This is a genomic window from Radiobacillus sp. PE A8.2 (genome assembly GCF_045635475.1).
Lineage (GTDB): Bacteria > Bacillota > Bacilli > Bacillales > Amphibacillaceae > JBJGXI01.
The window spans coordinates 1-26,856 of the sequence record NZ_JBJGXI010000023.1; the positions used below are offsets into that span (position 1 = coordinate 1).

At 37.9% G+C, this 26,856-nt stretch carries 26 protein-coding genes; 21 read left to right on the forward strand and 5 right to left on the reverse strand.

What is annotated here, in order from left to right:
* Positions 1–78: 78 nt before the first annotated feature.
* From ACI6MV_RS13215 to ACI6MV_RS13230, 4 genes are all read left to right on the forward strand, one after another.
* Positions 79–633, forward strand: a complete 555-nt coding sequence (locus ACI6MV_RS13215) for an RNA polymerase sigma factor (RefSeq protein WP_407270779.1) — start codon at positions 79–81, stop codon at positions 631–633.
* 4 nt (positions 634–637) lie between these two features.
* Positions 638–1,384 carry an anti-sigma factor domain-containing protein gene (locus ACI6MV_RS13220; protein ID WP_407270780.1) on the forward strand — a complete coding sequence of 249 codons (747 nt, stop codon included), beginning with the start codon at positions 638–640 and terminating at the stop codon, positions 1,382–1,384.
* Positions 1,385–1,603: 219 nt separating this feature from the next.
* The gene (locus ACI6MV_RS13225) at positions 1,604–2,272 is read left to right on the forward strand and encodes a class F sortase (RefSeq protein ID WP_407270781.1); all 669 of its coding nucleotides are present in this window, start codon (positions 1,604–1,606) and stop codon (positions 2,270–2,272) included.
* Positions 2,273–2,480: 208 nt separating this feature from the next.
* The gene (locus tag ACI6MV_RS13230) at positions 2,481–3,830 is read left to right on the forward strand and encodes a copper amine oxidase (RefSeq protein ID WP_407270854.1); all 1,350 of its coding nucleotides are present in this window, start codon (positions 2,481–2,483) and stop codon (positions 3,828–3,830) included.
* A 366-nt stretch (positions 3,831–4,196) separates the two neighbouring features.
* On the opposite strand, the gene ACI6MV_RS13235 is transcribed toward ACI6MV_RS13230, so the two are convergent.
* A complete protein-coding gene (locus ACI6MV_RS13235) occupies positions 4,197–5,393 on the reverse strand; it encodes a DUF4085 family protein (RefSeq protein WP_407270782.1) in 1,197 nt (398 codons plus the stop codon).
* Positions 5,394–5,635: 242 nt separating this feature from the next.
* On the opposite strand from ACI6MV_RS13235, the gene ACI6MV_RS13240 reads away from it, so the two are divergent.
* Both ACI6MV_RS13240 and ACI6MV_RS13245 read left to right on the forward strand, forming a co-directional pair.
* A complete protein-coding gene (locus ACI6MV_RS13240; protein ID WP_407270783.1) occupies positions 5,636–5,995 on the forward strand; it encodes a YbaN family protein in 360 nt (119 codons plus the stop codon).
* 22 nt (positions 5,996–6,017) lie between these two features.
* Complete coding sequence (locus tag ACI6MV_RS13245; protein WP_407270784.1) at positions 6,018–6,971, forward strand: glycerophosphodiester phosphodiesterase family protein; 954 nt, start codon at positions 6,018–6,020, stop codon at positions 6,969–6,971.
* A gap of 803 nt (positions 6,972–7,774) precedes the next feature.
* On the opposite strand, the gene ACI6MV_RS13250 is transcribed toward ACI6MV_RS13245, so the two are convergent.
* Positions 7,775–8,743 (reverse strand): sugar phosphate isomerase/epimerase family protein, encoded by a 969-nt coding sequence (locus ACI6MV_RS13250; RefSeq protein ID WP_407270785.1) that lies wholly within the window; start codon positions 8,741–8,743, stop codon positions 7,775–7,777.
* Positions 8,744–8,962: 219 nt separating this feature from the next.
* Between ACI6MV_RS13250 and ACI6MV_RS13255 the strand changes: the two genes are divergently transcribed.
* The 5 genes from ACI6MV_RS13255 to ACI6MV_RS13275 all read left to right on the forward strand — a co-directional run bounded on the left by ACI6MV_RS13255 (position 8,963) and on the right by ACI6MV_RS13275 (position 14,672).
* Positions 8,963–9,952 (forward strand): LacI family DNA-binding transcriptional regulator, encoded by a 990-nt coding sequence (locus ACI6MV_RS13255; protein WP_407270786.1) that lies wholly within the window; start codon positions 8,963–8,965, stop codon positions 9,950–9,952.
* A gap of 120 nt (positions 9,953–10,072) precedes the next feature.
* Positions 10,073–11,020, forward strand: a complete 948-nt coding sequence (locus ACI6MV_RS13260; protein WP_407270787.1) for a substrate-binding domain-containing protein — start codon at positions 10,073–10,075, stop codon at positions 11,018–11,020.
* A gap of 150 nt (positions 11,021–11,170) precedes the next feature.
* Positions 11,171–12,685 carry a sugar ABC transporter ATP-binding protein gene (locus tag ACI6MV_RS13265; protein ID WP_407270788.1) on the forward strand — a complete coding sequence of 505 codons (1,515 nt, stop codon included), beginning with the start codon at positions 11,171–11,173 and terminating at the stop codon, positions 12,683–12,685.
* Positions 12,678–13,646 (forward strand): ABC transporter permease, encoded by a 969-nt coding sequence (locus ACI6MV_RS13270; RefSeq protein ID WP_407270789.1) that lies wholly within the window; start codon positions 12,678–12,680, stop codon positions 13,644–13,646. Before ACI6MV_RS13265 ends, ACI6MV_RS13270 begins: the two co-directional genes overlap by 8 nt.
* A gap of 12 nt (positions 13,647–13,658) precedes the next feature.
* A complete protein-coding gene (locus tag ACI6MV_RS13275; RefSeq protein WP_407270790.1) occupies positions 13,659–14,672 on the forward strand; it encodes a Gfo/Idh/MocA family protein in 1,014 nt (337 codons plus the stop codon).
* A 102-nt stretch (positions 14,673–14,774) separates the two neighbouring features.
* Here the strand turns inward: ACI6MV_RS13275 and ACI6MV_RS13280 are convergent, their stop codons facing one another.
* Complete coding sequence (locus ACI6MV_RS13280) at positions 14,775–15,290, reverse strand: hypothetical protein (protein ID WP_407270791.1); 516 nt, start codon at positions 15,288–15,290, stop codon at positions 14,775–14,777.
* A 188-nt stretch (positions 15,291–15,478) separates the two neighbouring features.
* Here ACI6MV_RS13280 and ACI6MV_RS13285 point away from each other — a divergent pair, with 188 nt between their 5' ends.
* Both ACI6MV_RS13285 and ACI6MV_RS13290 read left to right on the forward strand, forming a co-directional pair.
* Positions 15,479–16,513 carry a S66 family peptidase gene (locus tag ACI6MV_RS13285; RefSeq protein WP_407270792.1) on the forward strand — a complete coding sequence of 345 codons (1,035 nt, stop codon included), beginning with the start codon at positions 15,479–15,481 and terminating at the stop codon, positions 16,511–16,513.
* Between the two features lie 109 nt (positions 16,514–16,622).
* On the forward strand, positions 16,623–17,249 hold the full coding sequence (locus tag ACI6MV_RS13290) for a spore coat protein (protein WP_407270793.1): 627 nt from the start codon (positions 16,623–16,625) through the stop codon (positions 17,247–17,249).
* A gap of 158 nt (positions 17,250–17,407) precedes the next feature.
* On the opposite strand, the gene ACI6MV_RS13295 is transcribed toward ACI6MV_RS13290, so the two are convergent.
* On the reverse strand, positions 17,408–18,577 hold the full coding sequence (locus ACI6MV_RS13295) for a LysM peptidoglycan-binding domain-containing protein (protein ID WP_407270794.1): 1,170 nt from the start codon (positions 18,575–18,577) through the stop codon (positions 17,408–17,410).
* Positions 18,578–18,659: 82 nt separating this feature from the next.
* Here ACI6MV_RS13295 and ACI6MV_RS13300 point away from each other — a divergent pair, with 82 nt between their 5' ends.
* The 8 genes from ACI6MV_RS13300 (at position 18,660) to ACI6MV_RS13335 (ending at position 25,747) form a co-directional block, all read left to right on the forward strand.
* Positions 18,660–19,382: a GNAT family N-acetyltransferase gene (locus ACI6MV_RS13300; RefSeq protein WP_407270795.1), complete on the forward strand. Its 723-nt coding sequence runs from the start codon at positions 18,660–18,662 to the stop codon at positions 19,380–19,382.
* A gap of 65 nt (positions 19,383–19,447) precedes the next feature.
* Positions 19,448–19,678 (forward strand): excisionase family DNA-binding protein, encoded by a 231-nt coding sequence (locus tag ACI6MV_RS13305; protein WP_407270796.1) that lies wholly within the window; start codon positions 19,448–19,450, stop codon positions 19,676–19,678.
* Between the two features lie 22 nt (positions 19,679–19,700).
* Complete coding sequence (locus tag ACI6MV_RS13310) at positions 19,701–20,606, forward strand: RluA family pseudouridine synthase (RefSeq protein WP_407270797.1); 906 nt, start codon at positions 19,701–19,703, stop codon at positions 20,604–20,606.
* A gap of 176 nt (positions 20,607–20,782) precedes the next feature.
* Positions 20,783–21,685, forward strand: coding sequence for a hypothetical protein (locus tag ACI6MV_RS13315; protein WP_407270798.1), 903 nt, complete (start codon positions 20,783–20,785; stop codon positions 21,683–21,685).
* 31 nt (positions 21,686–21,716) lie between these two features.
* Positions 21,717–22,364 carry a DUF4129 domain-containing protein gene (locus ACI6MV_RS13320; RefSeq protein WP_407270799.1) on the forward strand — a complete coding sequence of 216 codons (648 nt, stop codon included), beginning with the start codon at positions 21,717–21,719 and terminating at the stop codon, positions 22,362–22,364.
* A gap of 17 nt (positions 22,365–22,381) precedes the next feature.
* Positions 22,382–23,512, forward strand: coding sequence for a DUF4350 domain-containing protein (locus tag ACI6MV_RS13325; RefSeq protein WP_407270800.1), 1,131 nt, complete (start codon positions 22,382–22,384; stop codon positions 23,510–23,512).
* Positions 23,509–24,438, forward strand: coding sequence for an AAA family ATPase (locus ACI6MV_RS13330; RefSeq protein ID WP_407270801.1), 930 nt, complete (start codon positions 23,509–23,511; stop codon positions 24,436–24,438). Before ACI6MV_RS13325 ends, ACI6MV_RS13330 begins: the two co-directional genes overlap by 4 nt.
* The gene (locus ACI6MV_RS13335; RefSeq protein WP_407270802.1) at positions 24,389–25,747 is read left to right on the forward strand and encodes a DUF58 domain-containing protein; all 1,359 of its coding nucleotides are present in this window, start codon (positions 24,389–24,391) and stop codon (positions 25,745–25,747) included. Before ACI6MV_RS13330 ends, ACI6MV_RS13335 begins: the two co-directional genes overlap by 50 nt.
* Here ACI6MV_RS13335 and ACI6MV_RS13340 read toward each other — a convergent pair.
* Positions 25,727–26,704 carry a stage II sporulation protein M gene (locus tag ACI6MV_RS13340; protein WP_407270803.1) on the reverse strand — a complete coding sequence of 326 codons (978 nt, stop codon included), beginning with the start codon at positions 26,702–26,704 and terminating at the stop codon, positions 25,727–25,729. The genes ACI6MV_RS13335 and ACI6MV_RS13340 overlap by 21 nt on opposite strands.
* Between the last annotated feature and the right edge of the window lie 152 nt (positions 26,705–26,856).

Sequence of the window (26,856 nt, forward strand, 5' to 3'; positions counted from 1 at the left end):
TGAATCCGCTCTTATGCGCTTAATAGATGAATTATGCTATGATATTAGTAATTAAATATCTATGTAAAGGAGATATATATGAGTGAAAAAGATGTAGAACTCTATTATCGGATTCAACAAGATGATAAACATGCACTTGAACAGCTTTATGATTGTTATGAAAAGCTGCTGTTCTCTTTTTCTTATAAATTAACTGGAAACAGGGAATTATCGGAGGAAGTGGTACAAGAAGTGTTTATTAAGGTCTGGACGAAAAAAGGAATCTACAATGAAAAGAAGGGTAAATTTTCTTCTTGGTTATTGACCGTTGCCCGCAATACAGGAATAGATATTATGCGGAAAAAGAAGGAGTCTACATATACTTTAGAGGAACGAGATTCACTAAACAGTAATGACCCTTCGCCTGAAGATATTGTTGAATGGAAAGAAGAAGGAACGCGTCTTAGAGAAGCAGTGTCACAGCTAGGAAAAGATCAACAAGAGATTGTTGATATGTTTTATTTTAAGGGACTATCACAGCAAAAAATTGCCGATAACTGCCAAATCCCACTCGGGACAGTAAAAGGGCGAGTCCGGTTAGCGTTGCAGCACCTTAAAAGAAACCTATCACATCATAATGAAAGGAAGGTGTGAAGCTATGCGACATGTTAATTGTGAACTTTTAATAGATTACTTTAATGGTGAATTGGATGATGTAACATTTAAAAAATATGAAGAGCATTTGGAGCAATGCGAAAGTTGCAAAGAAGAACTTGCAGAACTTCATTCACTAACAGCAGACCTTCCTTATGCTTCGGAACCAATCACACCACCAAGTGGAATGAAAGATAGAATATTAGACAATGTATTTTCTACAGAAACAGAAAGTAGTAAGACTTTTGATGATAAACAAGAGAAGCCAAAGAAAAAGGTTATTCAATCAAAGAAAAGTTGGGTTACACCACTACTAGCAGCTTCCTTATTGTTTTCGTTAATTGGTAATGGATTTCAGCTTTTTAATAATGAAAGTCCTTCACCTGAGGATTCTATTTTGACGGAAAGTACGGATCAACTTTTCAAAACAGTGAGGCTGAATCCCTCGGATACAGTTAATTCAGAAGCTGTTGCATCGATGATTGAAAAAGATAATAGAATGGACCTTGTCGTTCAGGCCAGTGCCTTACAAGCATTAGAAGGAACGCAAACATATCAAGTTTGGTTACTAGAGGATGGAAAACCATATCGAGCAGGTACATTTGTACCTAACCAAGACGGAGTAGGAGCAGTTTCTTATACGGTTGATTATGCTGGTGAGCACCAATGGGATACAGTTGCCATTACACTAGAACCAACAGCAGACAGTGAGCTACCGCAAGGAGATATCATCCTAAGTTCAGAATTATAGGTTGGATGGTTTTGAACGAAAATCCAAAGTTGAATACGCAAAGGAAACAGGAGTGGATAAACGTCCTCTCCTGTTTTCTTTGTGTATTTTTGGTTGCTTTAAGTTTCATTTTTTTGTGATCCATATGCAGTTTTTATTCGTATGCTTATAAATATTGAATCGCCCTATGATTCGTTTAGATGGTGATCACATGAAACAGTAAGATAAGGAGCGATGTATATGAAAACGTGGATAATCATGATAGCAGTTCTCTTATTAGCTGTCATCCTCACCGGATGCGCTGGAGAAGAGACAGAAGGTACGGTAAAAGAAGATGATACAGTCGAAATGGAAAGTAGTGAACCAGATAAGTCAAGTGAAGACACATCTTCAACAGCATCAGCAACTAAACAAACAAATAACACGATAACAAGCCCTGAGATTATTCGGGATGATCGAGAAGGTATTAATCCAGCCACCCTTGAGATCCCCGCTATTGATGTAAAAGCAGAAGTGGAGAAGGTAGGTTTGTTAGAGAACGGGCAAATGGGTGTTCCTGAGGGAAGTGAGAATGTTGCTTGGTTTGAACCGGGTCCTAAGCCAGGTGAACCGGGAAATTCCGTTATTGCAGGACATGTGGATGATCTTGTAAATCCTGCAGTGTTTTATAATTTACACAAATTAGAACAAGGAGACAAAATCTACGTTACTGCGCAAGATGGAAAAAAACTAACTTTTGTTGTGAGAAATAAAGAGGTCTACCCACGTCAGGATGCTCCATTAGAAGACGTGTTTGGATTTACGTATCGTAGTATGTTGAACTTAATTACTTGCACGGGGGATTATAACGATGAAACTACTGAAAGGGCAGATAGATTAGTAGTTTTTACAGAACTAGTAAAGAATTAAAATTTTTTTCTGAAATTACTGATCCAAATTTATTTATCAATCGTAAGCTTTATGAAAATCACAAAGGGAGTGTTCCTTATTTAACAAAATGTAATTTTAAAAAAGTTATTTTAAAGTGATCTATTTTATTTCTTACGACGTTAGCTAAGTAGTTAACAAAAAGAAAGAAATACAACACAATTAAAGGAGAGGTTAAGTTATGAAAAAAATCAATTGGATGAAAGGGTTAATGGCAGCAACATTAAGTTTCGCTTTAATCATACCAACGGCAGGCGGTATGGTAAGTGCAGCAACGAATGACGATGAGCCATCGGTAGCAACAGCTGGAGTGGAATTGCGTTCTACACTAGGTCATTTAATGAGTGAACACGGTTATTTAGCAATTGAAGCGATGAGAAAAGGTGCCCAAGGTTCCGCGGATTTTGAAGCTTCAACCAATGCATTAGCTGCTAATACGGAAGATCTATCAAATGCAATTGCTTCTGTATACGGAGATGATGCTGGAGCATCTTTTAAGGAAATGTGGAGTGCACACATCGGTTATTTTGTTGATTATGTGAAAGCAACCGGTGCCAATGATGAAGACGCCAAACAAATGGCATTAGATGAATTGTCTCAGTATAGAAAAGATTTCTCTCAATTCTTAGAAACAGCAACTGAAGAGCGACTAGAAGCGGGTGCGCTAGCTGACGGACTTCAAATGCATGTGAACCAACTCATTGGCGCATTTGATAGTTATGTTGCTGGTGATTTTGATAAAGCGTATGAATATGAAAGAGAAGCTATTGGTCACTTGCATATGGTAGCGAAAGGTTTATCTAGTGCAATTACCGATCAGTTCCCGGAAAAATTCAATAACACAAAAGCAGTCACACCAGCTGGAGACTTAAGAGCTACATTGAATCACTTGTTATCCGAACACGCAGGATTAGCAATGATGGCAATGCAAAATGGCATTGACGGTTCAGAAGATTTCGAAGCGTCTGCTAATGCGTTGAGTGCAAATACAGATGATCTCGCAGCGGCGATCACTTCAGTGTATGGTGAAGAAGCAGGGCAAGCGTTTAAAGAGATGTGGTCAGCACACATTAGCTACTTTGTAGATTATGTAAAAGCAACTGGTGCGGATGATGAAGAAGCAAAACAAGCTGCATTAGATGAATTAGAGCAATACAGAGCTGATTTCTCAGCATTTATTGAAAATGCAACAGGTGGAGAAGTTCCAGCATCTGCATTGTCAGAAGGATTACAAGAACACGTCAACCAACTTATTGGCGCATTTAATAGCTATGTGGATGAAGACTATGAAAAAGCATATGAAACTATTAGAAATGCATATGGACACATGTATGGTTCCGCGAAAGCATTGTCAGGTGGTATTGTTGCACAATCTCCAGAAGAGTTTGCTAACCAAATGCCAAGCGATATGCCAAAAACAGGTCTAGTAAATACTTCCGCGCAACAAAACATGGAATGGGCTTGGATGCTTACTGGATTTTTGATTGTAGCAGCGGCTACGACTGGGTTTGTAATTAGAAGGAAAAAAACAGAAGCATAAGTAATGAAATTAATTAGAAGAAGGGTGGCCAAGTGGTCACCCTTCTTCTAATTTAGAAAGATTGCTGTTCTTGCGTAGAATACCTAAACTACGTCGTAACTTAGTGCTAAGCAGACGCTGTGGAAAAATACGCCCTTTCCGCGGGGAACGCTTCAGCCTCCTCCCTCGCAAAGAGCGCTCACTGCGGGGTCTTCAGACTGTTCCTTTTCCGCTGGAGTGGCGTATTTTTCCACAGCTTTAGGGTACTGTTACACCTATTATGAAGTGTAGGGACGGAGCGGTGCACACCCAAAGTTTTGAGCACTTAAGTACTACGTCGCATTTTAGTTCAAATATGAAATTGACTCCGTTAGCATAGAGAATCTATTAATCAATCAACGGACGATACTTTTCAATGATTGCTTCTGTCAAAATGTCTTCCTTGTAAAAATGATTTACATAAACACTAATCATTATTTCATTTTCTTCCGTAATTGCAACTTTTGATAGTACGGCGTTGATGATATCGACTAGTGATTCAGGGGTTGTATACATCGTATTCCACGCGCGTACTTGTAATTCTAAGTTATCACTTAATGCTGCTGCCTCAATTTCTTCTGTTGCTATCGGTTCATTAAATTGTGCATAAGGGTCTTCAAAAATGTCGGTGTATATAAAAGCAATTGGATTGTATTCATTTAAATCATATGAAAAATGTTCGTCCCCGATTGTAACGACCATTTCATTACATGCAAACTCGATTGACCCGTTCGCAATTGTGATGTTATTTGATAATGATGTAATAGGGCACTCTATGTCTGGTGTAATAAACCAATGGCGATTCTCTGGATTCAACATTGCAATATATGCCTTTATAGAGGTATTTTCAAGCTTGTCTTCGTCTCGTAATTGCGTATATTCCTTTGGACGATAAAAATAGCGGGCATCTAGCTTCTTCATTTCAATTGTCCACTGGTTTGTTGGACATTCAAATAATACACGAAACGCAAACCCATCTTCGGTTTTCTGTAATTCATCATAAATAAACGATTGTCCAATTTGAATTGGTTCATCAGTTTCTTCAGACCTAATCCCTTTAAAAGTAAGATGGATGATTGACTTAGTTGAAAATCCACCATCTGTATTTATATAAAGGTGTAGTGTATCCTTTGCTCGTTCGATTCGTTCGATGGTTGCGTCATGTAAACTTTCCAAGAAAACATCCTGCACAGTAGTTGGTAAAAATGTAACAGCATGTTTTGTATGCTCATATGCCGCATCTAACACTTGTTCAAATTCCTTGTCTGCGTTACGCATCCATGATAAATAATCCTCACGTACGGTTTTCGGTAATGTTGGTTGATTTAATGTACCATTTTCAATATATGGGATAAACCGCTTTGGTAAGATCTGCAGCAATTCCAATTTTTCTTCTTCAAGCTCATCACGTAATCGGGCAATGACATCTTCGCCTTCTTCTTGTGCTTCTCTTAATACAATCTCCCATTCTTCATCTGATTCGTGGATGGGGAGGCGGTTATTTTTTTCAAACTTTTCTTTTGCTTCTTTTGAAATATTCCACATATCATCACCTCTAAATAGTTGGTAAAAATAGTATACTATATTCTTTTCTCAACCGTTGATTTTAGTTCAATTAAAGAGCAAATAGGTGATGTGAAAACTATCAAGCAGTATCAAAATTAGATTTATTTGTGAAACAAGCAAAAATTATTACAATTTCATTCACGTCTTGATAAACTAAGGAAGTAGCAATAATCTTGCAAAGGTAAGAGGAGCTGAGGGGCATAAAGACGGTTATTAAAGTCATGTACATAATAGTTGGTTTAGTTTTCTTAGGTATTGGTACGCTAGGCATCGTGTTACCGTTGTTACCTAGCATCCCATTCTTGTTCATTGCATCTGTATGCTTTGTAAGAGGATCAGAAAGGTTGGATCGATGGTTTAAAGGAACAACGCTTTACCAAAAGCATTTACTTGGCTTTTTGAAAAATAAGGAAATGACGCTGGTACAGAAAATTTGGATTAACCTCGTTGCGGATACTGCGATTATTATGTCCATTGTAATTGTAGACTATATGTGGATAAGAATTATTTTAGTTTTGGCAGCAATTTATAAGCATTATTATTTCATCTTTAAAATAAAAACTGTTAAAGCAGTGCACTAGCATTCATTCAAAGGAGACGAGTATGAAGAACTTCTTAAAAACGAGTAAAATCATTAGAGTTTTAGCAATTATCATCATTTTATATTTAGTAAACTTAGTGCTACCGAGAACAAATACGAATCTTGACGCATCATGGTTCCCAAGCGAACAACAGGGGCCGCTAGTAATCGCCCATCAAGCTGGTAATCAGGAACGGCCATCTTCCACCAACTTAGCATTCGAGCACACAGTCGAAATTGGTGTTGATATTTTGGAATTTGATGTCGCAATAACAAAAGATGATCAACTTATAACAATCCATGACCTAACAGTCGATCGGAATACGAATGGTACGGGAAAAGTAAGAGAAAAAACGTACAATGAAATCAAAGCCTTGAATGCTGGATATGGTCTAGAAGATGAAAATGGACAACCAATACGCGACCAACAAAATAATCCTTATATCGAAAGCGGTGCCTATATCCCTAACTTGGAGGAGATTTTCACAAAGTATGGTGATAAAAAAATGGTGATCGAGCTTAAAGATTCAGGGGAAGATGGCAAAAATAGTGCAAGGGTATTTTGGAATCTAGTAGAGCAGTATGATATGCAAGATCAGATTGTAGTTGCTAGTTTTGATAAGGGTACACTACAAGCGTTGCGGGAGCTTTCTGATAATCAAGTTATTACAGCTGCCAGTGAAGGAGAAATGTACCCGTTTTATGCTTTTCATCGATTAGGGCTTCCTGTTTTTAATAATCTAGCATCCTTTGAAATGTTACACATTCCTTTAGGCTATACGATTAAAGGAGTGGATATCGATTTAACGACCAAAGCAATCCTAAGAGATGCCCATAAACGAAATATGGCAGTCTATTATTGGACCATTAATGATAAAGAACAGATGCGAGAGCTTGTTAAATTGGGAGTAGATGGGATTATGACAGACCGACCAGAACTGCTTCTTCAGGTGTTAAAAGAACAAGGGTTAAGGTAGGCTGAAAAGAGCAAAAAAATCGTGAATATTATACTGAAACACAGGTGTTTAGCACCTCAAGTAACATTAAAAATAGTAAATCGAACGTTTGGATTTTGAAATGCTTCCGATTTAGTAGGCAGATTAATTTGTCTGCTAAATCGGGAGTGTTTTGTGTCTATAAGACTTTTCTCTCTGTAACCTAAGGCTGAAGTATTAAACGCTTGGGAGGAAGATGCTAGATTTTTCAGGTTGAAATTGATAAAAATTATAATGAATTTCCATCGAGTATTAGAGGGAGGGAATAGAAAATGATTATAAAGTAACCAAGTTATATATATCGACGATCATGTCACTCATTATTTTTTCTTATTTCTTTTACCGATAATTACAACAGTTATTAACACAATTAGTAGCAAAAAGAATCCTTCAGCCATAAAATCCCCCCTCATGAGTTACGTATTTAAGTATCTTAAAATACATACGAAATCAAAGCAGATTAGTTTCAAAATTAATATAGATCAAGCAAAATATATACCATTATCCGAATACTATTTTGATAAGTTTGATGACAGTTTAGATTATATAAACTTCACACACCGTATATCTTTAATATATATCACAAGTAGTATTTACAACTTTCTAAATGAACAAAGACATAGAAACAGACCAAATCAATCGATTTGGTCTGTTAATAAAAGAGTACTATATCGTATGGTCTTCACTGAAAAGGAACTACTTACAAAAATTCATACCCTATAAAAGGAAAAGGTCATGTTTCCTCCAAACTATATGGCGCTATACGTGCGCACACGCTTTTGTAATTAAGCCCACCACATTTCTCCAACAGATTCTTTTACCATAACCGGTTTAAGGTTTTCAACGGCCTTCGTAAACCCTTCATCTATCGACATGAGTCCATCTTCGTGTTCAATACTAACCACATAGTCATAACCGTATAGACGCAAAGCACTAATCATGTCTGCCCAAACCTTTGTATCATGACCGAATCCAACTGTACGAAAATACCATGCGCGATCTTTCATATCACCGTAAGGGGTCATATCAGTTAAGCCGTTTCGATTCATATTCGGTTGATCAATAATCGTATCTTTTGCATGGAAGTGGTGAATCGCATTTTCACGACCTAAGATTTTAATAGATTCTACAGGATCAATACCTTGCCACCACATATGGCTTGGGTCCAAGTTTGCACCAATCGCTGGGCCACATGCCTCTCTTAACCGAAGCATGTTTGCAGGCGTATGAACGGAAAATCCACCATGCAGCTCCAGTCCAATTTTTACATTATATTTTTCAGCTAGTGCAGCTTTCTCTTTCCAATAAGGAATAATTTTCTTCTCCCACTGCCACGTTAATATTTCTTGGAAATCGTTAGGCCATGGAGCAACTGGCCAGTTAGGATGCATGGCATCTTCATGATCACCAGGGCACCCTGAGAAGGTGTTTACGACTGGAATTCCTAGCTTGCTCGCTAACTGTACGGTTTTATTGAATAATTGATCAGCGTCGTCTGAAATATGCTTTTGCGGGTGAAGCGGGTTAGCATGGCAGCTTAATGCACTTACGATTAATCCTCGACTTGTGATCTTTTCCATAAATTCTTTTTGCTTTTGCTCACTTTCTAATAATTCATCTACTTTACAATGGGCGTCACCAGGATAACCACCCGTTCCTAATTCGACAGCCTCGATTCCTTTCGCAGCGACATGTTCTAACATATCATCTAAATTTTTATCAGCAAATAGTACAGTAAAAACTCCTAATTTCATCATAATTCCCCCTATTTAATGAAAACGCTTAATGTAATCCGTTACATACAATCATAAATAAAATATGAAATAAAATCAATGATTATACATTGGATTATAATTAAATAAGCGTTTTCAAATTACCAGTTGACAAATAAAAGCGCAATAACTATAATTGGAATTGTAATCGATTACAGATTAATTCAACAGCCTAAACATTCGTTGGAAGAAGGAAACTTCATGGCAAATATACAACAGGTTGCGCACAAAGCTGGTGTTTCCGTTGCAACGGTTTCAAGAGTTCTAAATAGCAATGCAACAGTTTCACCGAAAACCCGCATTAAAGTTGAAACCGCAATTAAGGAATTAAACTATGAACCTAGTATGCTAGGTCGGAATTTACGAAATTCGGAAAGCCGTTTGTTGCTCGTATTAATTCCGAGTATTGCAAATCCATTTTATACGGAAATCATTAATGGGATCGAAAATACGGCGATTAGTAACAAATACAACATTCTTTTATGTGAGACAGATTCAAACCCGCAGCGAGAAAATATTTATTTTAATATGGTGAAAAACAAGCTAGCGGATGGGATCATTTCCATGGATCCAGCAGTAAATATGCAAAAGCTGAATGAACTAGCTGAACAATATCCAATCGTTCAATGTAGTGAATACACAGAAGGTGGCTGTATTCCTTATGTGACGATTAATAACGAGCTTGCGGCTTACAATGCAGTCAAACACTTGATCAAGATAGGGCATCAAAAAATTGCACTGATTAATTCAGATGAGAAGTTCTTATATGCTCGTCAGCGCCGACAAGGTTATGAGAAAGCGTTAAAAGAGTTTCAACTACCTATCAATAAAGATTTTATTTGCCATACCGAGCAATTGGAATTTGAATATGGCATTCAATCAATGAGAAGGCTTCTGAAATTAAAGGAACGACCAACAGCTGTGTTTGCTGTCTCGGATACGTTGGCAATCGGCGTATTAAAAGAGATAAACGCAAATGGATTAAGTGTACCAGAGGATATTGCTGTTGTAGGGTTTGATAAGATCACTTTTTCGAACATGACAAACCCAACATTAACTACGATTGCACAACCCATGTACAAAATGGGAATTACGGCTGCAAATATGTTAATTAACAGCATTAAAGGAAATGAAGTGGAAAGCATTTTATTAGATCATGAATTAGTAATTCGTGAATCAACAATGGGGTAACCGACTGAGACTAGCGAACCGACATTGAAACCTATTTTAATGCCGGTCAGTTAGCCTCAGGTTGAAAACGGTTACCCGGGGTTAATTAATCTTATTCCAAAATAAGGGGGAAAATTAAGGATGAAACGTTTCTTATCTTTATTATTAGTAGGTATTTTTGCAGTAGGTGTTGTGGGTTGTTCAAACGGTGGATCGGATGATGAAGTTGTATTAGGTCTAGCATTGCCCTCAGCAACACATGGTTGGATGGGTGCATTAATCCAAAACGCTGAAAATGAGGCAAAGGCACTTGTTGAAGCAGGTACGATTGACGATTATGTATTTACAACAGCTGACAGTACAGCAGACCAAGCGAACAATGTTGATGATTTAATTGCACAAGGTGTAGATGCTATTGTTATGCTACCAATCGAATCGGAAGCATTATCTCCAGCAGGTCAAAAAATTGCAGATGAAGGTATTCCACTTGTAATTGTTGACCGTGAGCTTACGAATGACGCTGCAACAGTCGTAGTTAAAGGGGATAACACAGGAATTGGTACGAACGCAGGGGAATATTTTGTTGAGCAATTAGGTGGAAGTGGTAAAGTAGTAGAAATCGCAGGGCCACCAAGCTCAGTTACAAATCAACGTAGTGAAGGTTTCCGTGAGGCTATTGAAGGTTCAGACATTGAAATCATCGCTTCTCAGAATGGTGAATTTTCAACAGAAACTTCTTTACAAGTAATGGAAAACGTTTTAACAGCGCAATCTGAAATTGACGCCGTTTATACACAAGATGATGGAATGGCACTAGGTGTTATCCAAGCAATTAAAGAAGCTAACCGTACTGACATTCAGTTCGTAACGGGTGCTGGCGGTAGTAAAGAAGTTTATGAAATCATTCAAGAAGATGGTGTAATTAAAGCAACTTTCTTGTATTCGCCATTAATGGTTATCGATGCTGTAGAAATTGGGGCAGATTTAGCTAATGGTGAAGAAGCAGAAAATGAAATGGTAGTTATTCCAGCTGAACCAATTACAATGGATAACGTTGAAGATCATTACGATCCAGAAGCAGCATTTTAAAATAAGGATGTTACAAAGAAATACGATAGGTGCTAAGCATTTATCGTATTTCCGACTTTGACTATACTATATGTGCAGTGGTGCTCTCACCTTCTTTAACAGAGGTGAGAGCAAACTGTTGCTTATCATTTATTAAGGGGGTAGAAATCAATGGAGCAAGATATCATTTTGGATATGAATGGTATAAAAAAATCCTTTAATCAAGTTGAGGTGCTACATGGTGTGCACTTAACATTGAAAAAAGGTGAAATTCATGCATTGCTTGGAGAAAATGGAGCTGGAAAATCAACCCTCATGAACATCTTAGGAGGTGTACACCAGCCTGACGATGGCCAAATTAAGCTGAATGGCGAGACAATAAAAATGGAAAACCCCCGCATATCACAGGAACAAGGCGTTAGTTTTATTCACCAAGAGCTCAATGTTGTCACAGATCTGACTATCTATGAAAATATGTTTCTCGGCTCAGAAATCCGCACTAAATGGGGATTTCTTGACGTAAAGGAAATGTGCAGACAAACGAGTGATGTCCTAGCCAAGCTAGGTATGAATGTTGATCCAAAGACGCTTGTTAGTGAATTAGAAGCATCTTTTAAACAAATGATTGAAATCGCAAAAGCACTCTTGAGAGATTCGAAAATTATCATCATGGATGAACCGACAACTTCTTTAACGGACAATGAAGTAGAGCGACTGTTTGATATTATGCGATCGTTAAAAGATTCCGGAGTATCTATCATTTATATTTCTCATAAATTAAAAGAAATTCAAGCTGTATGTGACCGATATACCGTATTGCGGGATGGACATTTTATTGAAAATGGAAATATGAAAGACACAGATTTAGCTAAAATAGCACAGTTAATGGTAGGGAAGTCTGTTTCAACAGCTGCGTTTTATCATAAAGGCGATAAAGGAGAACCTGTGTTAGCAGTGAAAAACTTAACATCTGATGGTCTCTTTAAAAATATTAATTTTTCAATAGCAAAAGGTGAAGTAGTTGGTTTTACAGGGCTAGCTGGAGACGGTAGAACCGAACTATTTGAGAGTATTTTTGGATTCCGAAAAAAATACAGGGGTGTCATTGAAGTGAATGGGCAGCCTGTCAAAATAAATCATCCGCAGAAGGCAGTAAAAGCCGGTATTGGTCTTTTACCAAAAAACCGAAAAGAAAATGCCATCATCAAAGATTTAAATGTGATCGAAAATATGAGTCTATCATCCATGGGCCACTTTGAGAAACAAGGATTAATTAGCTCTAAAAGTGAGCAAGCGAAATTTCAGCATTATAAGGACCAATTAAACATAAAAGTACATGATCCAAAGGTAACGATTGATTCACTTAGTGGTGGGAATCAACAAAAAGTTGTTATTGCTAAATGGTTAGAAGTAAATAGTGACGTGATAATTTTTGATAACCCAACACAAGGAATTGATGTTGGCGCGAAAAATGAAATATATCAACATATCATGAGTTTAGCTGAACAAGGTAAAGCAATTATCATTCTTTCTTCTGAAGCACCTGAAGTACTTCGTGTGTGTGAAAAAATAAATATTATGTTTCATGGGGAAATAACAGGCCGATTTAACCGAGAAGATTTAACGGAAGAAATAATAATGGAATATGCTACTGGTGCAAAAAGGGAGGCAGAAAACGTTGGCTAATTTACAAACAAATGAAAATCAAACAACAAAACGAGGATTCAATCTAAAATGGATTTGGAGTGACTATAGTGTCATTATTGCTTTCGTAATTATTTTTATCGTAGCAGCACTGATGAATGATCGCTTCCTGTATCCACAAAACCTCATAAATATTTTTATGCAAGTATCTACGATAGGAATTATTGCACTAGGGATGACCGTCGTCATGGTATCAGGTGGTATTGACCTTTCAGTTGGTTCAGTGCTTGCTATGGTAGGTGTATTTTCTGTGCTTTCCTTAAATGCATCGGGAAGTATATTCGTAGGATTATTAACAGCTTTAGCAGTCGGTGCGGTAGTAGGTTTAATGAACGGTCTACTAGTAGCAAAAGGGAAAATAGCATCCTTTATCGCGACCCTCGGGATGATGGCAGCCGCCCGTTCGATTGCCTTATATACCGCTGATGGAGGTAGTATTTCTGGGGATGTCCAAGGGTTCACGAACATCGCAAATACAGAATTAGGTATGATCGATTTACCTATCATAATTTTCTTGTTTTTAACGTTTGCGATGTATATTCTCATGCAAAAAACAAGATTTGGGCGATATGTATATGCATTAGGAAGTAATGAAAAAGCGGCGCTGTTATCGGCGATTCGTGTGGATCGAATTAAAATAGGCGTATACACGCTTTGTGGTTTTATGGTTGGTATTGCAGCATTAATTGAGACCTCACGTTTAAATTCTATTTCCTCATCCAGCTCTGGTAATTTATATGAGCTTGACGCGATAGCTGCTGTTATTATTGGCGGTACGCGCATGACAGGTGGTAAAGGGAAAATAGTTGGAACGTTCTTTGGGGTATTATTATTGGGTGTTTTAAATAACATGATGAACTTAATGAATATTTCTCCCCACTTACAAGGCTTAGTAAAGGGACTAATCATTGTTATCGCAGTATTATTCCAAAAAAGAGATTAGGGAGGAGATCTTGTGAAGAACATCAATGTTGGCATTATCGGATGTGGTTCTATAACCAAATTCCGCCATGCTCCAGAATATAAAGCAAATCCTTATGTAGATGAGATCGTTTTCTTTGATCGTAATTTTGAAAGAGCAAAACAACTTGCCGCAGAGTTTGGTGGTCGTGCAGTGGAAACAGTGGAAGAGCTGTACAACGATCCAACGATTGTAGCAATTAGTGACTGTTCATCCAATGAAACGCATCATATCAATTCTACCAATGCATTGTTAAACGGCAAGCACGTGCTTTGTGAAAAGCCGTTAGCAGTAAGCATTGCATATGCAGAAGAGATACTAGAAGCACAACGTAAATCAGGTAAAAAATTAATGGTTGATCATAATCAACGGTTAACAAAAGCACATAAAAAAGCAAAAGAGCTTATCGATAAAAAAGAATTAGGTGAAGTGTTAACCTTTAAAACCTCCTTTGGACACCAAGGGCCTGAAAGCTGGGGAGTAGACAAATCAAATGCGACATGGTTCTTTAAAAAAGAACGTTCCCATTCAGGAGTTGCTGGAGATCTCGGCATTCATAAAATAGATCTTATTCATTATTTATTAAGTGATGAGGTAGAAGATGTGCATGCCTTCCATGGGGCACTGGATAAGGTTGATGAAAATGGCCAACCAATTGAAGTATGTGATAATGTTGTTTGCGCACTAAAGACAAAAAAAGGTCGCATAGGAACAGCATCTTTTTCATGGACGTATTATGGTGCGGAAGATAATACAACGACGATTTATTGTCAATATGGCATAATCAAAATCTACCATCATCCAGAAGATCAACTTATCGTCGAAATGAAAGACGGCACAGTGATTAAATACCAATTAGAGCCAATCCAAACGAACGATAATCAAACCAACACAGGCGTGATTGATGCATTTGTTGAAGCGATTATTCAGGATAAAGACCCGATCGTTACAGGTAAAGATGCACTTGTTTCTTTGAAGGTTATTGAGAAGATGTTGGTAAGTAGCTGACTATAATGGGAATACAAGACACTTGGATGTATCCAAGTGTTTTGTTGGTTATAAATTCGAAAGGTGTTATCGCTGAAAGTTCAATGAGCATATGAACCAGTTCTATCTTAACTCTGCCTCGATCGTTGTAAATATCCGCGTATATACATCTCTTACATTCGTTTCATTTTCTGTATCATTGTATAAGCCGTATCCCCAAGTATTAAATCCATCATCTTGACTGATAATGCCTGTTGCATACGTTTGATCAACGTTAAAAGTAGACTCTTTATAGGTCAAATCATCCAGTATAAATGGGAGGTATGCTTGCGTGGATTGAATAAAGAAAACAGGTATGTCTAATTGTTTATATACGTGTGCATATTGATTTTCTCCTGCTTGTTCCAGATATTCCTTCATAATGAAAATCGCATCATGATCAGTAGGGGTAGTTGATTTTAATTTATCAAAAGTTATTCTTTGGAAATTGACATTCTGTTCTCTAACATCAGGTGATTCACCTATTACACCAATGTCCAAGAATTTTCCTTTGTAAATTGGAGAGTCAACCTCATCTTTAGAGTTACATCCTAGTAAAAACACTAATAAAATGAGACCTAAAAGCAATTTTCTAACCATTATTGGTACCCTCCCATTTTTCCTAATAAGCTAATGTTAACATAATATTCCAGCTGTTGTCTGGAATATTTCCAATTTATTAGAGGGTGCACCCACGCTCTTAGCGCTGATTTAAAAGCTGAGGGTGTTGCTATTTTCCTCAATAATCTATAATATAGCTCTAATAATTACAGTCAGGGGGAAGCGTCATGAAACTAATAAAACCAAATAAACTACAACCTGGAGATAAAGTAGCAACAATTAGTTTATCTTGGGGTGGTGCTGGGGATGAGCAGATACGCTGGCGATATGAGGTTGGTAAACAACGGCTGCAATCTGAATTTGGTTTGCAAGTAGTCGAAATGCCACATACGCTTAGTGGATCAGATTTCCTGTATGATCATCCTGAAAAAAGAGCGGAGGATCTAATGCTCGCATTTAAGGATCCATCGATTAAAGCAATTTTTTCGTGTATTGGTGGTAACGAGAGCGTAAGATTATTGCCGTACATAGATTATCAAGTAATTCGAGATAACCCAAAGATTTTTGTCGGGTATTCGGATAGTACCGTCACGCATTTTATTTGCTTAAAAGCAGGAATTTCGAGTTTTTATGGCCCATCTATCTTAGCCGAATTTGCGGAGAATGTAAGCATGTTTGACTATACGAAGCAGTCTGTTCGCAACGTGTTATTCCAGTCTGATCCTATTGGCAGCATTGAACCTTCACCGGTGTGGACGAGCCAATTTTTAGCTTGGGAACAAAAGAACAAAGCGACCCAAAGGACTGTTAATGAAAATACCGATTATGAATTGTTACAAGGAAAAGGTGTTGTGCAGGGAAGCTTAATCGGTGGTTGTATTGAAGTGCTGGAAATGTTGAAGGGCACCGAGGTGTGGCCACCACTTGAAACATGGGAGAACAGTATTCTGTTTTTCGAAACATCGGAAGAAAAGACTGATCCATCTTATGTAGAGTATTGGCTGCGTAATTATGGTTCAATAGGTATTTTACAAAAAGCAAAAGCAATCATTTTTGGAAAACCATATGATAATCAATATTATCAGGAATATAAAAACGTAATCGTGAAAGTTGTAAGAGATGAGTTAAAGCTAGATATTCCTATTATGTTCAATATGAGCTTCGGCCATACAGCTCCAATGTTCACCATTCCCTATGGTGCGATGGCTGAAATTGAATGCGAAGATAAAGCGTTTCGTATATTAGAATCCGGAGTAGTGTAATAAACTTTACGGAAAATTCACCTGTTAAATGAGGTGGATTTTTCTTTACATAAATGTGCCTGCTGAGGAGATTATAGAAGTGAATCTGAATTATGAGGAGGATTTCACATTGCCAAATCAAAACCAAATGCAAGGTAATCAAATGCCACAAAATATGCCAACAAATCAAATCAGTCATAATCATGGTGCACATGAACTGCTTGACTCTCATGAGTTAATCGGTGGTATGATCGGAATGCTTGAACAGTATCAACTTTATGATCAACATATCCAAGATCAGGAGTTAAAGGATATTCTAAACCGTCAATCATCATTTGCTACACAAATGTACAATACGATTGTAGAAAGTTTCCAAACTGGTCAAGATCCATCAACACCAACACAGCAATATAAAATGAAGCAAAGCAATGAAGTAACGTATGGTTTACAAGCGGGCCAGCCGAAAAAACCGAAGCAGTCGGTTAATGAATTAACGGATGAATGCTATTCTTCATTCATGCTTTGCCAAACGAAATCCATTGCTTCAGCACTTACGATGGCTGGGGTAGAGATGAACAATCCGGTATTACGCCGCATTATAGCGGATAGTGTACCAAACATGATTGAAATGAGTTATGAGCTGTTCTTGTACCAAAACAAAAATGGTTACTACCAAGTACCACAGTTAAATCAACAAGATATGAACATTATGCTGCAAGCTTATACAAAAGCACCACAAGGCAATATGCCACACTAAGAAAAGCGCAGAGCGCCGCTTAGAAACGTAGCGACTGGAGCGAATCGATGATGACTTATCGTAAGGCGATTCGTGAAGTCGCCTAGTTTCTGGCGCTCGGAGCTAGACACTTGTACAAATTTATGGGAGCCTGCTCGGGTAGTTGAGCAGGCTTCTCTTTACATATAATCAGTTATCTCTCCTGTGATTGGATCAACAAGATACCAGCCTCTTGTAGCTGTATGGTTATTCACGATATCATACACATGAATAACGTACTGGCCATTTTCGGTGTGGTCATAGTCAACATGTACTTCTGGCTGACCCGTCAGTCGTAATGCCCTTCGCAGTAGACCTGCTGCTTGCTCCTTGATTAATCGCTGATTAGTATCGACGTTTAACAACTTCAATGTACTAGCAATCCCTTTTACATATTGTTTGTTAGTGTAAATAAGCAAATAATGACTTATACCGTCACCAATAGGATATGGCCTTGGATATTGTAAGATTAATGCGGATCTACCATTGAAATCCTCTGCTTGATCATTTGAGGGTATAATTATAGCAGCAGATTGCCCATTAATCGTACCCTGCTCAACGGTAGGATTTTTCCCATAAGGATTATTTTGATTGGTGGCATAGCTGTTTGCTAAATCACCTATAGAAGTTACCTGTGATGGATTTGATGGCCGAGCAGCAATAATACTCTTCACTTCAAAATAGCCAGATTCTCCTTGATAGCGTACCGGGAAGTAAGAAGTTTGTTGCCAATCGGATGGATAACGGAAGGCAACATGATAATATTGATTAAAATAATAGTTCCATTTTACCGGTAGACATATAAATTGTCCGACACTTAACTGGTTCGGATTCACATGTGGATTAAGTTGGATAATAGCTTCAAGTGGTACTTGGAATACCTTTGATAGATGGTAAAAGCTATCTCCTTGTTTGAGTTGATAAGGTGTGGCGTTAGCAGTACAATTCGAGTAAGAAGCGTGAACAGGTATGCAAATCGCTTGACCGATTTGCAAATTATTAGGGTCTGTATTTGGATTTGCCTGCATTAATTGCTTGACTGAAAGTGAAAAATATACAGCTAGCTGGTAGTAGGAGTCACCTGCTTGAATAAAATAAAATTTCCCATTTTCACATGCTGGAAAGTTTTGTTGCATCGGGAGACAAAGGGTATCCCCAACGTTAACGTTTTCCACGTCTGTTCTAGGATTGGCAGCCTTGATTGCTGCTAAAGGAATTCGGAATTGCTGGACAACTTGATATATATTTTCATTTTCTTTTACTGTATATTCAGTTAGACCGGGTAAACATTTACTCACATAATTCGTCATCTAAAATCCCTCCTTACCTAACACCATCCTATTCCCATCTGCTTGTCCGTATGCGATTATTATTTATAGGAGCTGATGCAAGATGCAAGATCAATTATACGAGAAGGTAAAAATAGTTGTGGGTGAGAAATTTGCAACAATCGAAAACACAAAAGTCCTCACCGAAGAAGAATTGCTAGCAATAATTGCATCCTATGCAAACCATCCAGCATATAAAGAATTGCCTAATCTCTCTATTTTAGTGAACGATAAGTTTTCTAGTCGCGTTGACCAATTTTCACAACAACATCATTTTCAATTGCATGATGAATTAATTATTTTTGAAAAGATTTTAGAACAAGAAAAAACAAATATGCCTTATCAATATGCTTATCAATCCTTAGAGAAGATTTCTATAAAGGAATTTAAAAATGTATGGGCACAGTGTATCGAAGGATCTCCGAATGCTTCCATATTAAATATCGATGACCAAATGAAGAGTGTCGAAATCGAATTAGGCGCAAGCTATAAAGATTCGTGTATCGTGGTTTATGAAAAGCAATCGCCAATTGGTGTGGTAATGCCTCATATTGAAGCCGGTACGAAAAGTGAAGGAAGATTATTTTATTTTGGTATTATTCCTAGTCAACGTGGTAAAGGGAAAAGTAAACAAATTCACAAAGAAGCGCTACATATGTTAAAGCAAGATTTTAATGCATCCATCTATATAGGTGCTACTAGTATTAAAAACAAACCGATGATTAAAACATTTTCTGCAAATGGATGTAATGTGTTAGAACGAAATAAAGTATATAAACGTATCTGAAATTGCACCTCAACCATACATATTGATACAATGGAGACGACTATTGTAGCTGGGAGGAACTTCCTGTGTATTTAACAATTAAAGAAACTGCTGAACATTTAGCTCTACAAGAGTCTGACGTAAGAGCGTTAGTTTTGCAAAATCGAATCAGAGCGATTCATGATGGGGACCAATATTTAATTAATAAACAACAATTTACGACGTATAAGCAACAAATCGATAAACTGAAAGCAGATATGCAAGCATATCTAAATGAGCCGATCCCAGAAGATATCGATATTAAAGACGAGGACTAAAATCAAAAGGGGTTTATTATACATGCAAAAAAGAAATAAAAAAACAGAGCAAAAACGAAACAATTTTATGCAGTATACCGTAAAAGAACCAATCGAGTTGTTACCATTTTTGTTCGAAGTATTAACTGATCGTAGCCGCAATGCTGTAAAATCAATACTCACCCGTGGTCAAGTTTCGATTAATGATCAAGTAATCACCAAGCATGACCATCCATTAAAGCCAGGACAAACAGTTGTGATTATGAAAAATAAGGTAGCGAAGGCTCGTAATTTCACAGGATTATCTATTTTACATGAAGATGCTGATGTGGTTGTGATTGATAAAGAGGCAGGTTTACTATCGATTTCTTCTCCAAAAGAAAAAGCGGTAACGGCATATCGACAATTATCAGATTATGTTCGCCAAACCGATCCAAAGAACAGAGTTTTTATCGTGCATCGCCTTGATCGTGATACTTCCGGTGTGATGATGTTTGCTAAAAATGAGTATGCGAAACAAAAATTGCAAAATGCATGGAAGGAAATGGTGAAAGAGCGGACATATGCTGCCTTAGTGGAAGGAAAGGTACAAAAGCGAGAGGGCACTATTTCATCATGGTTAAAGGAAACGAGTACGTTTAAAATGTATTCCAGTCCGAAAGCGAATGACGGCCAACACGCTGTAACGCATTATAAAGTCATCCAATCGAATCAAGACTGTTCCTTGTTAGAAGTACAACTGGAGACGGGACGAAAAAATCAAATACGTGTGCATATGCAGGATATTGGTCATCCGATTATTGGAGATAAAAAATATGGCTCAACTAGAAACGATATTAACAGACTTGGACTGCACGCACAGGTAATCGCATTTCACCATCCCACAAGTGGTAAATTATTACGTTTTTCATCCGACCTTCCTAAAACATTTTTAAATAAATCGAAATAAAAGTAATAGGGCGATTTTAAACACATTGAAAATCGCCCACATTCATGTAAGCCCGTTTGGCGCAAAATATCTGAAAAATGCCACTTTACATTAAATTACAAAAAAACATCAAATCATAATAAAAAAATGATAAAATAAGCTTTATACATATTAGGAATTATTTAGGAGGAAATAGAATGAATGATCAGTTTACAAAGCCCAAAGGGTTTGGAGAAATTTTAGATCACACCTTCCAATTAGTGAAGAATCGCTTTTCAGATTTTTTTATGATTTTACTTATCTTAGTAGGACCAATGATTTTGTTAACAGCTTTTGTTCAATTACTTACTGGAACGAGTTTTTTTAGAGAATTTTCTGGTGATGGTACGTGGTTGCAGCAATTAGCCACAACTTTTGATCAACAAGCAAATGAGGATGTTTTCAGTTCGAATCCAGGAGCTGATTTTGTTTTAACATTGATTGGCATCGTTACCCTTGCAGCAACGGCAGTGGCAGAGGGGGCTATTATTCTCGCAATCTATCATATGAAAAATGAAGAATCCTACACAGCTGTTTCGGTTATTAAGGAAGCATTTTCACGTTTCTGGGCGATCATCGGAAGTAATATACTCTTTGCACTTATTACTATTGGACTAATTATTATTCCGCTTATTATCATTACGTTGGTGGCAGTTCTAGGTGGAATTGGTGGTCTGATTTTTGCATTTTGCTTACTGTTAGGTGCGGGTGCAGGACTTGGTTATTTATTAGTACGTTGGAGCTTTTTTATCGGGTACGTTGTGATCGATAAAGAATCGATTGGTTTGACAAGAAGCTGGGAGGCTACTCGCAAACGTGCTTGGACGTTCTTTGGACTGTATATCATTTTCATGCTAATCACTGGTGCGATCACCCTGGCAGTAGAAGCAACGTTTACGTTGTTACTAGGGAACAGTGTATTATTATCAATCATCTCTAATCTCTGTACTTTATTCACAACAATGATTTTTACTGTTGGTTTAGCTGTTATGTTCTTTGATATTAAAGCAAGAGAAGGTGCAGATGATTTACAAAATATAATCGATAACTACGATAAGTAAAAAAAGGGTTCGGAAAGCAAGGTGATAAGAGATGGCGAATGCGAATCAGACAAGAACAGAACTAGAAGATATCTTGTCTAAGAATGAATATACAGCATATTACAATGACTCACAAAACTGGCTGCTAAACATTTGGGATCGACTATGGGAGTGGTTTAGCGAGCTTTTAGAAAGTTTGTTTTCAATCACACCTTCAACAAGTGTGGCGGGTGGACTTTTATTCGCCATCCTTGCAGTTGTTTTTGTGATCGTGTTACTCGTCATTGCGCTTTCGGTTCAGTCAGGAAGACGGAAACGAATGTTTCGGGATCATCCACCACTTCAATCGGCTGATGAGATGCGTTGGTCGTATCAAAGGCACGTAGAAGAGGCGAACAAATACGAGGCTCAGGCTGATTATACATTATCAACACGTCACCTGTTTCTCGCTGTATTGTTATATTTTCATGAAAAAGATTGGCTTGAGGCGAGAATTTCAAAGACGAATTGGGAGTATTATGAAGAATTGTTACGTGTCAATCAGCAAGCGGCGCAGCACTTCCATCACCTTGCATTAGTGTTTGATCAAGTGACGTATGGTGACCGTGTTATGAAAGAGCAAGAATACAGTGATATACGCATGGAAGCAATGGATTGGCTCGAAAGTACTCAACTAGTTCACGAAGATGAGAAACAGTAAGAAAGGGGGCTGGGCGGTTGAATTCTAAATCAAATAAACGAACAATAATATGGTTTGGTGTGGTGTTGAGTATGTTTATCATCATCACTTATATCATAGACCTTCAGCAACCGAAGGATTATCCTAGCTACGTATCGGAATCTCCAGCTCCTACCGGTACAAAAGCATTGTATACATATTTGGACCAGCAAGGAGAAGTAGACAGGTGGAAACATCGTCCGGATCTTTTAGCGCAAGAAGATCAAGGTCAATTACTCTTCATGATACAACCATCATTTATCCAAAACACCGACGAGATGGAAGCATATGAAGCATTTATGGAAGCTGGTAATACCATTTTGCTTTTGCGACAAAATCCGCAAGATATGTTTGGGATAAAAACAACTCCGGTTCTCGAAGATATTATGGAGAGTTCGGAGATTACTAGTAAGAATGATGCAGAATATCAGGCAACCGTAGCTTCTACTGTTCGTATTAACACGGATGCGGATGACGAGATTTTACTGTCTGATGACCATGGTGCAATTGCGGTTAGTCGTTCTTTCGGCAATGGGCATTTAATTGTAAGTGTTACGCCTGAATGGCTAATGAACCAGAATGTATTAGATGACGACAATATTCCACTGTTGTTATCGCTTTTAAATCAATCAACAGATGAACAGATATTGTTTGATGAATACAGTCATAAAGGTGGACAAGCATTTTCCTTGTTAACTGTTTATCCAAAAGCGTTTTTAGTGCTGATGTTGCAGGGGATATTGGTGACACTATTGTGGCTTTGGTACAAGGGCAGAAGGTTTGGACCTGTACTTGTGGCAAGAGAAGAAACGGTGCGATATAGTAATGAACGGCTTTCTGCAATAGGTGCTTGGTATCTTCGAGGTCGCCGGTATCAAGAGGCTTTGCAAATTCAATCTGATTATTTAAGAGTAGTTCTTCAAGAACGATGGGGACTTGCTTACAGTAAACAGTGGAGAGAGCTTGTTGACCAACTTGATCGTAAATGGAAGCAAATGTCGGAAGAAGAAATTCGTTCCTGGGTAAATGACTTAACTATTGTGTTAACGAAAGAAAAAGTAAGCAAGCAGGAATATCTACTATGGACAAAACGGTTGGATCGATTAAGGAAAGAGGTGGAGGAAGGATGAATACACAGCTAGCATCCTTGATAGAAAAATATGAACAACGCATTTTAGGGCAACGCACGAATGTGAAATTGTTAATGGCAGCAATTCTTTCTGGGGGGCATGTATTAATTGAAGGTGTACCTGGTACTGGTAAAACGCAAATGGTACGCACACTCGCCAGCTTAATCGGCGGAGCGTTTCAACGAATCCAATTCACCCCAGATTTATTACCGAGTGATATAACAGGTAGTACGATTTACAATATGAAAGATAGCAGTTTTCAAACATTAAAAGGTCCAATTTTCACTAACATTCTGTTGGCAGATGAGATCAATCGTACACCTGCTAAGACACAAGCAGCACTATTGGAAGCAATGGAAGAAAAACAAGTAACGATTCAAGGAGAGACATATCCTTTGTCAGATGTGTTCTTTGTTGTTGCGACACAGAATCCAATTGAATTTGAAGGTACGTATCCATTACCTGAAGCACAGCAAGATCGTTTTTTATTTAAACTAACGATTGATTTCCCTGCTTTTGAAGAAGAACAACTTGTGTTAAAACAAGTTGTTACCAATAGTTATGATGCTAGCCTAGTAGATCCAGAGCTTGATATTGATACATTTTTAACGATACGAAAAGAAATTGAACAAATTACGATAAGTGATAGTGTTCTTCGTTATATTATGGAAATTGTACGCAAGACGAGAGAAACCGAATCCATTCGTTACGGGGCGAGTACTAGAGCGGCTATTAGTATTGGCAAGTCTGCACAAGCGTGGGCGTATTTAGCGGATCGGGATTATGTGACTCCGGATGATATTAAAATCGTTGCAAAACCAGCATTAAGACACCGAATTCAATTATCCCCTCACGTAGAATTGGAGGGATCAAGCGTTGACCAGATCATTGAAGAACTTGTGGGGTCGGTTACTATTCCGAGATAGAGGAATCTTACCGACAAAGCGCTTCGTGTTTGTCTATATGATCATTTCAGTAAGCTTGCTTTTGGGCGCTTACTTAGGTGCTTCTTGGGGTGTAGTAATTATAGTCAATAGTTTAGTGATTGTTTTTAGCTTTATTGACTTGCTGTTTTCTCCGAAGAAAGGGCAATTACATGCAAGTAGGAAAATCGCAGCTGAATTAGAGAGAGGTTTACCTTATCCAGTACATCTCGAATTGAAAAATGACTCAGAATATCCGACTCACTTTCGTATTGTCGATGATCTACCTCAATCGTTTGGACGCCCTTTTCCTAAGCGTGGTACTGTTGCCAAACAAACGACAACAGATATCAATTATGAGACAGTTGCACCGGTAAGAGGTAGATATGATATAAAAAAGATTTATGTTCGCTATACGAGCTTGCTAGGTTTGTGGGAAAAGCAAACAACGATTACGGCTGAGGATACAGTAAAAGTCATCCCTGATTTGTCGGATACAAAGCATTTCTTAGAAAATGCCCAGCAATTTTTGCTTTATGAAGGAGTTAAAATCCGAAAACAGCAAAGTGGTGCAGGTGAATTCGCAAAGATAAGAAGCTATGTAGTTGGAGATGACCCAAGAAAGATAAATTGGCGTCAGACAGCGAAGCTTCAATCTGTTATGACGAATGAATATGAACCAGAGCATGGTAAATATATAACAATCTTAATTGACTGTGGTCGCATGATGGGTGCAGAACTTGAAACAGGGAACCGCTTAGAAAGAGCGTTAGAATCAGCAATAACGGTGGCGGCTGCCGCATTAAAAAACGGCGACTACGTGTCCGTGTTAGGATTTTCAAAGGATGTAAAAGTGTTTGTCCCAGCAGCCAAAGGAATGGCACACTTACAGACGATTTTACATTCGATTTATGAACTCGATGTTGATCCAGTAGAATCCAATTATGCTGCCGTGCTTCATTATGTGCAGACGATGCAAAAGAAACGTAGTCTATTATTATTATTTAGTGATGTGCGCTCTTTTTTGCATGAAGAAAGTGCGTTGCTGTATGTAAGAAGGTTAAGACAACGCCATGTATTTTTCATGATTGGCGTAGAAGATAAAGAGTTAGTCGTGCAAACAAAAAGAAAACCAACTGGTGTACAAGCAGCAATGACGAAAACAATCGCGCAACAACAGCTGGTCATTAAGAAAAGAGAAAAGGCTAAATGGGAAGCACAAGGATTGCAAATGGTCGAGGTGCCAGAAGAGCACCTCGCCGCAGCAGCTGTATCGTATTACATCAACATGCTAAACCGTGGTCTTTTGTAAGGATTTTTTACCTAGCAGCAGTTTTCCAGTAACCATATACAGCATTAATCCGAACACAGTGATCAAGGCAAAGACATATTTCGCTTCTAAAGACAGCTGTGCCGGGGTTATGAATCCTTCGATAACACCTGCAATCACAAATAAAGGAAGCGTTCCAAGTAACAGCTGAACGGAGCGCTTCGCTTGCTGTTTTAATTGGAATCCTCGTGAATAAGCACCAGGGACAAACAGTTTGTAACCCATGAGCAGTCCAGCTCCACCCGCGATAAATATCGCTGTTAGCTCAATCATTCCGTGAGGGACAATATAGGCCCAGAATTCATATGATTTATCGTATGTCATAAACAATGCTGCAAGGGCTCCAATAATAATCCCATTGTAGATTAGTAAGTATACTGTCAACAAACCAAACGTTATCCCACCAGCAAAAGCGAGGATCGCCACTTGCATATTATTGGTCATAATTGATGCAGACATAACAGACGAATCAATCGCATCATGATTTTCACCAAGCCGATCCGGATCTACCCCTTGAGCAATATTTGCGGGTAATATGGTATGTAGGTGTAATGGATCGTCCATGACCGCTAAGAAGCTTCCAACACCGCCTAGTGTAAATAGAACAAATGCAATAACGATAAATTTCCATTGTTCAAGTAGTAATCCAACAAATTTACTAGCAAAAAAGTGCTGGATTTGCTTCATGCTCGATACCTGGTCCTTGTATAATAGATTATGAGATTTGGAAACAAGACCATTCAAATAACTGGTAACTTCTTCATTTGAAAAGTACGTTTGACTGTAAGATAAATGCTGAGCAACTTTTTGATAAAGACGATCAAAGTTGTTAATATCACGCCCGTTATAGTGATGCTTACTTTTTTGTAGAAGCGTAATCAACTGTTCAAGCTGATTCCAATCTGTGCGGTGTTGCTTGATAAATTGCTTTACATTCATTTTGTCACCTTCTTTTTATGTAATATCTATTATTATCTCAAAATTTGGATATTATCTATTTATTATTATAGTAGCTTTATGGAAAAATAGAAATAGATTAGTCAATTTCACAATACTGAGTTTTAGCCCAATCATTTCTAAGGCAGTAAAAA

Coding starts and splice junctions, on each gene's coding strand:
- ACI6MV_RS13250 (WP_407270785.1), bottom strand. CDS start 8,743: ATGAAATTAGGAGTTTTTACTGTACTATTTGCTGATAAAAATTTAGAT.
- ACI6MV_RS13225 (WP_407270781.1), top strand. CDS start 1,604: ATGAAAACGTGGATAATCATGATAGCAGTTCTCTTATTAGCTGTCATC.
- ACI6MV_RS13340 (WP_407270803.1), bottom strand. CDS start 26,704: ATGAATGTAAAGCAATTTATCAAGCAACACCGCACAGATTGGAATCAG.
- ACI6MV_RS13245 (WP_407270784.1), top strand. CDS start 6,018: ATGAAGAACTTCTTAAAAACGAGTAAAATCATTAGAGTTTTAGCAATT.
- ACI6MV_RS13300 (WP_407270795.1), top strand. CDS start 18,660: ATGCAAGATCAATTATACGAGAAGGTAAAAATAGTTGTGGGTGAGAAA.
- ACI6MV_RS13280 (WP_407270791.1), bottom strand. CDS start 15,290: ATGGTTAGAAAATTGCTTTTAGGTCTCATTTTATTAGTGTTTTTACTA.
- ACI6MV_RS13310 (WP_407270797.1), top strand. CDS start 19,701: ATGCAAAAAAGAAATAAAAAAACAGAGCAAAAACGAAACAATTTTATG.
- ACI6MV_RS13265 (WP_407270788.1), top strand. CDS start 11,171: ATGGAGCAAGATATCATTTTGGATATGAATGGTATAAAAAAATCCTTT.
- ACI6MV_RS13330 (WP_407270801.1), top strand. CDS start 23,509: ATGAATACACAGCTAGCATCCTTGATAGAAAAATATGAACAACGCATT.
- ACI6MV_RS13260 (WP_407270787.1), top strand. CDS start 10,073: ATGAAACGTTTCTTATCTTTATTATTAGTAGGTATTTTTGCAGTAGGT.
- ACI6MV_RS13255 (WP_407270786.1), top strand. CDS start 8,963: ATGGCAAATATACAACAGGTTGCGCACAAAGCTGGTGTTTCCGTTGCA.
- ACI6MV_RS13315 (WP_407270798.1), top strand. CDS start 20,783: ATGAATGATCAGTTTACAAAGCCCAAAGGGTTTGGAGAAATTTTAGAT.
- ACI6MV_RS13215 (WP_407270779.1), top strand. CDS start 79: ATGAGTGAAAAAGATGTAGAACTCTATTATCGGATTCAACAAGATGAT.
- ACI6MV_RS13285 (WP_407270792.1), top strand. CDS start 15,479: ATGAAACTAATAAAACCAAATAAACTACAACCTGGAGATAAAGTAGCA.
- ACI6MV_RS13320 (WP_407270799.1), top strand. CDS start 21,717: ATGGCGAATGCGAATCAGACAAGAACAGAACTAGAAGATATCTTGTCT.
- ACI6MV_RS13295 (WP_407270794.1), bottom strand. CDS start 18,577: ATGACGAATTATGTGAGTAAATGTTTACCCGGTCTAACTGAATATACA.
- ACI6MV_RS13240 (WP_407270783.1), top strand. CDS start 5,636: ATGTACATAATAGTTGGTTTAGTTTTCTTAGGTATTGGTACGCTAGGC.
- ACI6MV_RS13220 (WP_407270780.1), top strand. CDS start 638: ATGCGACATGTTAATTGTGAACTTTTAATAGATTACTTTAATGGTGAA.
- ACI6MV_RS13235 (WP_407270782.1), bottom strand. CDS start 5,393: ATGTGGAATATTTCAAAAGAAGCAAAAGAAAAGTTTGAAAAAAATAAC.